We start from the raw sequence: 8,100 nt of genomic DNA, 5'->3' as shown, positions 1-8,100 counted from the left end.
ACCGTGAATGCCGGCAGGTAAAGATTTCAGCTCGGGGGTAAACACCAGGCCGTAAGCGGTCTCGCTGATAGTGACCTCGCCAACAGGCTGTGGGGCGCCGTCGGCGCTCACCAGGTTCATTGGGATATTGAGCGACGCCGCCTGAGCGCTCACCGAAAATGCTCCAATCAGGCCAAGCCACAAAGCGGATTTCATAGACACCTCATTCAGTTTGTCAAAAGAAGGGCAGGACAGCTGCGCGAGCGTGTCACCCTTCGCTGGGAGAGAGCATAGACAAGGTATCGAGATTGCGACGGTAAACAAACGTAACCAATTGAATCCGAAAGCTTTGAACTTGCCTCCCGGGCTTAGGGTGTATATATTCCCCACTCTTGTCGGCAGGCCTCGCGACATGGCTCGCGAAGGTCGAGGTTGATATGTGCTACCGCCCTGATGGTGAAATTGGTAGACACACCGGACTTAAAATCCGTCGTCCGAAAGGATGTGCCGGTTCGACTCCGGCTCGGGGCACCATTCAGAATCAGGCGCTTACGGAGCAATCCGAAGCGCCTTTTTTGTCTCCAAATTTCCGCAATCGAGAATTCTTTCCGCAATTCACTTTGTGGAGGTGATTTTCTTGCCTTTTCGCTTCCTGATGTAATGCTCCGTCATGGCGACGGTGGTGTGTCCCAGCTGGTCTTTCGCCTGCAGGATGTCACTGCTTTCTGCCTTGTCCGTGCCTGCTTTGGCGCGAAGATCCCTCATCTGGAAGTCAGCCTTTGGCACCCCCGCAGCTTCCCTGGCATCATCGAAACGCTTGCGGAGGATGGCGGTGGTCACTGCCGCGCCTTCAATGGTGACGATCAACTTTGTCGACCTGACCTTTAGCGCAGCTTTGCGATCTGAAATGCGCTTCAGCACCACCTTCAGCAGACCTGCCACCTCCATACGCTGCATCGCCGCCGTCTTATTCTGCCGGATCGATAGGTAGCCACTGGCGATGTCTCGCTCGTCCATCTTGAGCACGTCAGCCATCCGTTGCCCAGTTAGATAAGCCAGGTCCATGGTGTCGCGCAACGGCGCGCAACCCTTCTCGTAGACGCTGGCAAAAACGTCATCCTCAATGTAAACCCTCCGGCCAGTTTCCTTGTGACCCTTAACGCCGGCGCATGGGTTGGCCAAACTCGTGTAGCCGTACTCCCTTGCGAAGTTCCAGATGGCACTCATCAAGGCTTTCTCGCGATTCGCCCTGATCGGCGCCTTCTTACCTCGTTCGCGCAGGTACTGCTTGATGTGCTGAGGCTCGATTTCGTCGAGTGGGCCGGGCGGCTCCACACAACCATGCAGTTGGCGTTGTCATGACCAAGTCGGTACATGAAGGGCAGTTCGATGCCCGCTCGTTCGACCATCGCCTTGCAGCCTTCCTTGCCAAGCTCGCGATCAATCAGCGGCGCTATTACAGCGCGATCAGGATTTCGCTCTCGGAAGGTGTTGAGTCGATCCTGCTCCTATGAGGTATAGCCGAATACCACTACGTCACTTGGCTGCTCCTAGGTGTCGAGGCGCCGGCGCTTGGACAGCTTGATGCAAGAGGCTCCAAACTGATTTTCCAGATAACGCTCGCGCTGGAAAGTTTGATGATATCGTCGCCGTATTTCGTGTCACACAAACCGTGATCGACCTGTCGAGCCAGGCCTCTCAGTCAGTAAGAAACCGCCGTTGGCTTCATGCTCGTTGGCGAAGAATCCACTTATGACGCGCGTCATGCTTGCAGGAGTAGCGGGACAGCGCTAGTTTCGTTGCCACTGCCGAGGCGGCGCCATAGCGAAACTTGCATACGATGCACGGTTTGTTCAACGATATAAGGTATCCTCCTCAAAACACTCGAATGCACAAAAGGAGTTTGATTCTTTGGTAGAAATCGAGAGCGTGACTCAGTTACTCAAAGTCGCCGCACCGGGCATCACCTGTCTATTTGCTCTCATTTCGTGTTTCTGTTGGATGCGGTCTGCGACAGCTCAAGTCCTCTTCCGTCCTGGAAATTACCCGCTGGGGACGAGTACGAGAGTTGAAAAAAACAAAAATGGCACCTTCGATGTGTATGCAACCGCAGAGCTTCAGAACCGATGGAATAAGTTAGCTGCAGCCTCTGCATCTATAGGTGCGTTCTTCCAGGCCGTCACTACTTACTGCACTTCCGTACCCTAGGCATTAGAGATTGTGCTCAAGGTTTAGGCCGATCTAACTCACTCTAACGACGCATGCCGGGTTAACCAAATCTATTCAGTGCGGCTTGTCGTGCACTCGCTAGTGGATATGCGCGCCGATGTGCTGCAGCAGCGCCAGTCAGGGAGCAGTTTGCTGTATAGCTTCCTGGGTAGGCAGTACGAGCATTCGGTCTAGTTCGATTAACAAACCGAGCACCCTTAGGTGTTCTACGTCGTCCATCCTACACCGGTGATACCGCTTATTTGATGAACTTTTGTACATAGCGCGTGCGACGGCTCGACATACTGCTGCGACTTCGCTGCGTCGGGTGAAGATCACCTCGACTGCAGCCCGATTCTCGACCAACACGCCGGCCGGCCTCTGGCTCACTGCCGCGATTGAGCCAGAGCATCCGACCAAGGATGATTGGGCGGTGCTGCATTGACTTGGGGGGCTATACGTAAGCTTGTGACGATCGTGGAGTGTATTTGGAGTCGGACCACATTTGCGACCGAGTAATCCTCCGCAGCACCGGGTCGATTGATCACAGCATTGGTCGCCATTGTTAATACTTGCACCTGCACACAAGCCGGTCGGCTGCATCCTCTAGATGCTCGCATTTTACGCAGAGGTGAGGTATTTAGGGTGAATCATTGAAGCTTTTCATCAAGCGAGGATCTGCTATGAGAATCACACCCAGTACAGGCAGCATTATTGCCGTAGGTGTTGTTGCCATAATTGTGACTTATATCTCTTATTTTATATTTCTGTTGACGGGTTATGGTCTTGGTGTTAAAGAGCTCTCGGGGGTTCGCAGCGGGACATTTGGAGACGCGTTCGGAACTCTAAACGCTTTGTTCTCAGGTTTGGCTTTCTCCGGAGTCCTGATAACTCTGTACTACCAAAGGAAAGACTTAGAAGCGAGTCAGGTTCAAAACAAAAAACAGCAGGCTGAGTCTCAGTTCTACAATATGCTGAACTTGCAGCAGCAGGTTATCCAGGGCTTTGATTTGCATCGGATGGGGGAACATGCCCACACAATACAGGGTAGAGATTGTTTTAGAGATTGGCAGCGAAAGCTTAGGGTAAGATATAGCGAGCTGATGTCGGCATCCAGAGAGGGACCCTCGATTGAAGCAGGTATAGAAGCCTACCAAAAGATATTAAAAGCACATCAAGGAGATTTGGGTCTTTACTTTCGGAGTACATACTCTGTATTTAGGTTTATCGACGGTGTTGAGGAAGACCAAAAAAAACACCTAGGTGCGGTAGCACGATCATTGATGTCGGACTATGAGCTGGTTTTCCTTTTTTACAACTGTTTGAGTCAAAAAGGAAAAAAGTTTAATCGTTTTGCGAATATGTATGCGCTATTTGATAACTTGGATGTGTCGCTTCTGCTCGATAAGGAACACATTATTCAAATTGATAAGGCTTCACTGGGGGATAACGACGAGGCGCATCAGATTCGAGACATGTCCAGGCCGTAGTGTCATCATCTCCGCGATCCTGACTATCAGTTTATCTCCAAAAGTGTGTACACCGTCCAGATCCTAAGTGTTGTGCAAAATTTAAACGCTGCGGCTCTTACAACTCCGCCACGGCCGCCTCCAGTTCGGCGGACCTGATCATGTTTTTTGCGCCTCAGGGCTTAGGCTGAAGCTGATCATGCCGCCACCTGCTTCAGCTCGCCGCAGTCCATGCTGAATGCGTCGCCGTGAATGAGGATCAGGTCGTCCCGCGATCCACGGTTCACGGTCAGTACCGAAAGCGGGGCGCGGCCTTCGTAAACCGCTTTCACCAGCGCCACAGGTCAGTGACTTTCGCCCCTAGTTTCGTTGGCTTCGGCGGCACTTTCCCCGATGGCGCTGCGGAGGCGACCCGCTGCACAGTCGGTTCGACTAAGTGCGCTGGTGGAGTAGGTGCCGGCGGCCCGGACACAACAGCTATAGCCGCCGTGCGCTCATCCGATTCTCGCTCCAGCCGCTGCGGCTCTTCCTGACAAATCTTCCCGGGTAAGATGGATAAGCTTTACGAGAGATCCATATGCTCGCATTTCCTAGCGGTTCTCTTATCAAAAAGCTATGATTCGCCTCAATCGCATGGAGCTCATCTAAGTATGGATACAAGTATTTGGTTCGAAAGCCTGCCGGAGCAGTGTCCACCAAGCGATGCATTCGAGCCTGAAGATTTCGTATGCTACCGACTCTGCCGCGGTGCCACGGCCACCAAGGAAGATTTCCTGTCCCACCGTGAGCTGTTGCCCAACAGTATCTTCAACGCGCCTGAGTGCATCGCGCGCGCCGTGTCCGTTCACAGTGAGCTCTCGGACAGCTTGAAGCTTAAGGGACTTCCTGCTCACCGGGAGAAGACAGTTTTTGAGCTTTGCCTATCACCAAAGCATGGAATGATCAAGAAAACAGGGAAAGCTTCACACTATTCTTGGTGGAGAAGTTCCAGTAGCGACCCCTTGTCATTTGCCAAAAAGAATGGAGGTCACGATGAAAGCGCTTAGCCTTGGCGTCGTGCTCCTAGATTATGATTATCCTCAAGTATTTTTGGCGACAGACCAGCTTGAAGGGATATTCGTTGGCATGGCGGTCGAAGAAACTGATACAGGGCCAAGATTCTTATGCGTCCCGATTTCTCGTCAGCGTGCGCTCTATCTGCAGACGGAACGCCTCGATCTACGCACGATATTTTCGGATCCGGAATCGGCTGAGTTTTATTGGCTTCAGCCTGTAGATTTTTTCAGTCCGATGACTGCTGTTCTAGCGCAGTTTGATAATTGTCCTACCAATCTTTTGCCAGATGCAGGTTTGCTTTTTAGTTCTGGACAAGATGAAGTGGTCGAAAAAGCTTTACAACTAAACGCACCCGTGGCCTACGCGTCGCTTTCGGTACCAGAATCTAAAACGGCAACGCGTATTCGTTCGGTCACTCTGGCAGGGTTCCTTGGCATTTACCAAAACGTCCTAAAAAATCTTGCTAGGTTCGAATCGAAACGAAATAGGCGGCCGATTGGGCGCTCTGAAGAACCCTACGCTGTTGACGTTGTGGGATTTGCGGCGGGATCTTTTACAGTTGAGATGATGGCGGGTGGCACCACTGATATTTTTGGCGACAATGCTGCATTAGCCATGGCTCTCACAAGCTTGAATCGGTTTCTAGATGGGCTTGATGATGAGTCTTTGACGCTTGAATTTCTTCAATCTGTCAGAGGTCATACGGCATCGTCGTTGATTGGCCTTCTCGATTTCCTTAGTGAAAATAACTGCCCCTTAAGTCATTCATGGGCATCCCCAACTCGGGCAACTTCCTCTGTTCCCAAAACGAGTATGGCGTCAATAAGGCGAGTTCTTGAGCTGTGCAGTACTCGTGGCGATATTGGTGTTGAAGACGTTGTGCTCACTGGTTTAGTGGAATCTGCTGACAGACGCCGTAGCAGTTGGAGAATCTCAAGTGATACAGATACATATAGTGGTGATTTACACCCCTTATATGACGTGGATCTATCAGGGATAGTTATTGGCGGACGGTACAAGTTTTTTTGCGAGGAGCATGTGGAGTTGCTTGGCACTGGGAAAGAACTGACAAAGTTAAGGCTTAAGCGGATCCAGCACTTCCCCATTGTCCTCTCGGATGGCCCAGATAAAGAACGCTAAGGAGCTGGTCAATGCCCTGCACCGCGCTGGGTTTTCTGCACCTAATGAGCCCGAAAGATACTAGTGTGCAAAATCCCCCAATAGAGTGATTTCAGTTCGATCCACGCGTATATTTGCAAATCAATTGTCTGCTTTTGAAAGAATTGTATACCCAGGGCGAGCTAGTCAGCCCCGCAAAATCCAGCAAAGCATGAATTGTAGGAGGCAGCCTTATCAAGGCGGTCATTTAGTACCTGCGCTGAATCTCCGTCGGTATATGATCGCAGCTATCGTAACAATGCCTGTCGAAATAAAGAGTACTTGCAGAGCCGAGCTCAGAGATATATGCCAATTGATGGCCGCGCTATCAGATCTGATTGCGTTGCCCTTCTGAAGTGATGACACTTTCTGTTCCGGAAAATCAATCGAATACTTCCCTGTGCGCCGATTATCAGACGATTAAAACGATCTGAGAAATTTTATAGAGAAAGGCGAGGCTGCTCCCACTGCTCCCACTGCTGCCGCCGCAGCAGTGCTGAGCCACTATTCAGGATTTATCTCCCAGTTCTGGTTTACTTGTCTAAGGTATTTGTCGTGTTTTGTTTATTTCTTTTTGCAGGTTTCGGTTGATCGGGTGGAGAAGGTGGTGCGCTAGCAACCTTGCCTTCGGATTTAATCTTCTCCTGTTTGAATTTAAACACTCTCCGGTCATGGTCCGCGAGAAATTCGGAGCCGAACTTTGTAATCGCGTATCTTCGGTACTGAACTCCTGCAACCTTCTCATTTTCCACAAGTCCATGAACCTGGAGCTTTGGGCATACGTTGAAGTAAAAGAACGCTTCTAAGTCGCTACCACTGGCCGCATTGGTAACACCGCTTATAAGAGTATCCCTATTGCCAACGAAGATGTTGAAAAGATTGCTGCTCGCGTCCTTCCCATTGTTTATCTTGGCTGGGATTTTGATATCTATAGATTTCATCATATTGGTAATCTCTACAAAGTTGTCCGCTTGGCTAGTGCGGTTAGAGATGGCTTTCTTTTCCTGCTCAGCCAGTGTTTCTTTAAGTCTCTGGTTTTCATCGGATAGTTTTTTTATTTCTTCAAATAGGGGCTTGGTATCGACTATTTCGTCCGCCCGCACCCACCCTTTTAGCTCTCTGCCGGATGCGAAATCGGAAAGACTTTCGTGAACTGCCAACCGGATGTCTTTTTCATCATCGAAAAATGATGAGATATTGCTCAAAACCTTGGTTCTAAACAATTTTAGCGCTTGAGGGTGTTCTTTTTCGAAAAAGGTTGTGCCATTCGCCTTTATTTTCAGCTCAAGAGACGGTTCTGTAATAACTACAGCGAAAAGGGGCTTGTCTTGCTCGACGGCATAGTCGTATTCCAGCTCTGTATAGCTGATGCCAGATATTGGCTCGATGGAGCCATATCGTCCACCTAATATCAGCATGTAAGCATCGGACTCATCAATCCATTTTTTTATTGTATCCATTTGGGACTTGTCGCCGGCAGTGAAAAGCTCCATGCCAGCTGGAATGTGCCCAGCTTTTAGAATGGCACTAACGGCTGCTTGACGTTCTGATATTAGATCTAAAAAAGTACTTGATACAAAAACCTGTAACTTACGCTTCATCACGTTGTTTCGTCCATGGCAGGTGAATGATACCAATGCAAAGCTACTATTTCGCTATCCTGGCGTCTACAGCAAATTCCCCGCCGGCACTCCGCTCCACCCGTCTGTACAAAGGTTGTCCCCGCCTCGACCTTTGTGGGGCGATGATAGCCCGCGTCAAGTACGGGCTGTCAGGTCGCGTGGCCTTGGCGTAAAGCCTTAGCTGGAACTCGCATTTTTCGATTGCCAAGCGATAACAGTTCGCGTTTTTAAAACCCTTAGTTTGCATCCCTTTTAGGTGAAGCAAGTGGTTCGGGCGTGCCACCTCCACCATGGGTGTTAGGATAATGGGTTACAAGCACTCGGCTCATACCAGATGACATCTCTAAATTGACTAGAGCATGGTGATCATAAGAAAGTTTGGGTTAGGTCGGCAGAGGGGTGGAAAATCATTCCACAGTTGATTTGCCTCACTTAAAAACAAAGGACTGCGCGGACGCCGAGTTGCACAAATTGACGGTCGAAACCGACCCTAACGTTTTGGAATATATAGCTTTACGCGCGGACTTAAAATCCGTCGTCCGAAAGGATGTGCCGGTTCGACTCCGGCTCGGGGCACCATTCTGAAAAAAGGCACTTGAGAGCAACCT

6 protein-coding genes, 2 tRNA genes and 2 pseudogenes are annotated in these 8,100 nt (G+C 50.2%); 6 read left to right on the top strand and 4 right to left on the bottom strand.

The window, feature by feature from the left end:
• Window positions 1–195: pseudogene (locus QMX88_RS22050) on the bottom strand (superoxide dismutase [Cu-Zn] SodC2); the annotation flags it as partial.
• A gap of 231 nt (window positions 196–426) precedes the next feature.
• Here QMX88_RS22050 and QMX88_RS22045 point away from each other — a divergent pair.
• Window positions 427–513, top strand: a tRNA-Leu gene (locus QMX88_RS22045).
• Between the two features lie 81 nt (window positions 514–594).
• On the opposite strand, the pseudogene QMX88_RS22040 reads toward QMX88_RS22045, so the two are convergent.
• A pseudogene (locus tag QMX88_RS22040) lies at window positions 595–1,311 on the bottom strand (tyrosine-type recombinase/integrase); the annotation flags it as partial.
• Between the two features lie 26 nt (window positions 1,312–1,337).
• Here QMX88_RS22040 and QMX88_RS22035 point away from each other — a divergent pair.
• Window positions 1,338–1,493, top strand: a complete 156-nt coding sequence (locus tag QMX88_RS22035) for a hypothetical protein (RefSeq protein ID WP_282372356.1) — start codon at window positions 1,338–1,340, stop codon at window positions 1,491–1,493.
• Window positions 1,494–2,870: 1,377 nt separating this feature from the next.
• On the top strand, window positions 2,871–3,677 hold the full coding sequence (locus QMX88_RS22030; protein WP_282372355.1) for a putative phage abortive infection protein: 807 nt from the start codon (window positions 2,871–2,873) through the stop codon (window positions 3,675–3,677).
• 176 nt (window positions 3,678–3,853) lie between these two features.
• Here the strand turns inward: QMX88_RS22030 and QMX88_RS22025 are convergent, their stop codons facing one another.
• Window positions 3,854–3,988 carry a hypothetical protein gene (locus QMX88_RS22025; RefSeq protein WP_282372354.1) on the bottom strand — a complete coding sequence of 45 codons (135 nt, stop codon included), beginning with the start codon at window positions 3,986–3,988 and terminating at the stop codon, window positions 3,854–3,856.
• A gap of 318 nt (window positions 3,989–4,306) precedes the next feature.
• On the opposite strand from QMX88_RS22025, the gene QMX88_RS22020 reads away from it, so the two are divergent.
• The gene (locus QMX88_RS22020; RefSeq protein ID WP_282372353.1) at window positions 4,307–4,702 is read left to right on the top strand and encodes a hypothetical protein; all 396 of its coding nucleotides are present in this window, start codon (window positions 4,307–4,309) and stop codon (window positions 4,700–4,702) included.
• The gene (locus tag QMX88_RS22015) at window positions 4,689–5,852 is read left to right on the top strand and encodes a DUF6575 domain-containing protein (protein ID WP_282372352.1); all 1,164 of its coding nucleotides are present in this window, start codon (window positions 4,689–4,691) and stop codon (window positions 5,850–5,852) included. The genes QMX88_RS22020 and QMX88_RS22015 overlap by 14 nt, the downstream gene beginning before the upstream one ends.
• A gap of 551 nt (window positions 5,853–6,403) precedes the next feature.
• On the opposite strand, the gene QMX88_RS22010 is transcribed toward QMX88_RS22015, so the two are convergent.
• Complete coding sequence (locus QMX88_RS22010) at window positions 6,404–7,471, bottom strand: DUF4062 domain-containing protein (protein WP_282372351.1); 1,068 nt, start codon at window positions 7,469–7,471, stop codon at window positions 6,404–6,406.
• A gap of 477 nt (window positions 7,472–7,948) precedes the next feature.
• Here QMX88_RS22010 and QMX88_RS22005 point away from each other — a divergent pair.
• Window positions 7,949–8,071, top strand: a tRNA-OTHER gene (locus QMX88_RS22005).
• Window positions 8,072–8,100: the final 29 nt, after the last annotated feature.

It is taken from the genome of Pseudomonas sp. PS02290, from assembly GCF_029960075.1.
Lineage (GTDB): Bacteria > Pseudomonadota > Gammaproteobacteria > Pseudomonadales > Pseudomonadaceae > Aquipseudomonas.
The sequence above is the reverse complement of the archived record's forward strand: the minus strand, read 5'-3'. Positions and strand labels throughout refer to the sequence as shown.

Excerpts from the sequence above, each read along its gene's own strand:
- QMX88_RS22035 (WP_282372356.1), top strand. The coding sequence starts at position 1,338 with ATGACCAAGTCGGTACATGAAGGGCAGTTCGATGCCCGCTCGTTCGAC.
- QMX88_RS22030 (WP_282372355.1), top strand. The coding sequence starts at position 2,871 with ATGAGAATCACACCCAGTACAGGCAGCATTATTGCCGTAGGTGTTGTT.
- QMX88_RS22020 (WP_282372353.1), top strand. The coding sequence starts at position 4,307 with ATGGATACAAGTATTTGGTTCGAAAGCCTGCCGGAGCAGTGTCCACCA.
- QMX88_RS22015 (WP_282372352.1), top strand. The coding sequence starts at position 4,689 with ATGAAAGCGCTTAGCCTTGGCGTCGTGCTCCTAGATTATGATTATCCT.
- QMX88_RS22010 (WP_282372351.1), bottom strand. The coding sequence starts at position 7,471 with ATGAAGCGTAAGTTACAGGTTTTTGTATCAAGTACTTTTTTAGATCTA.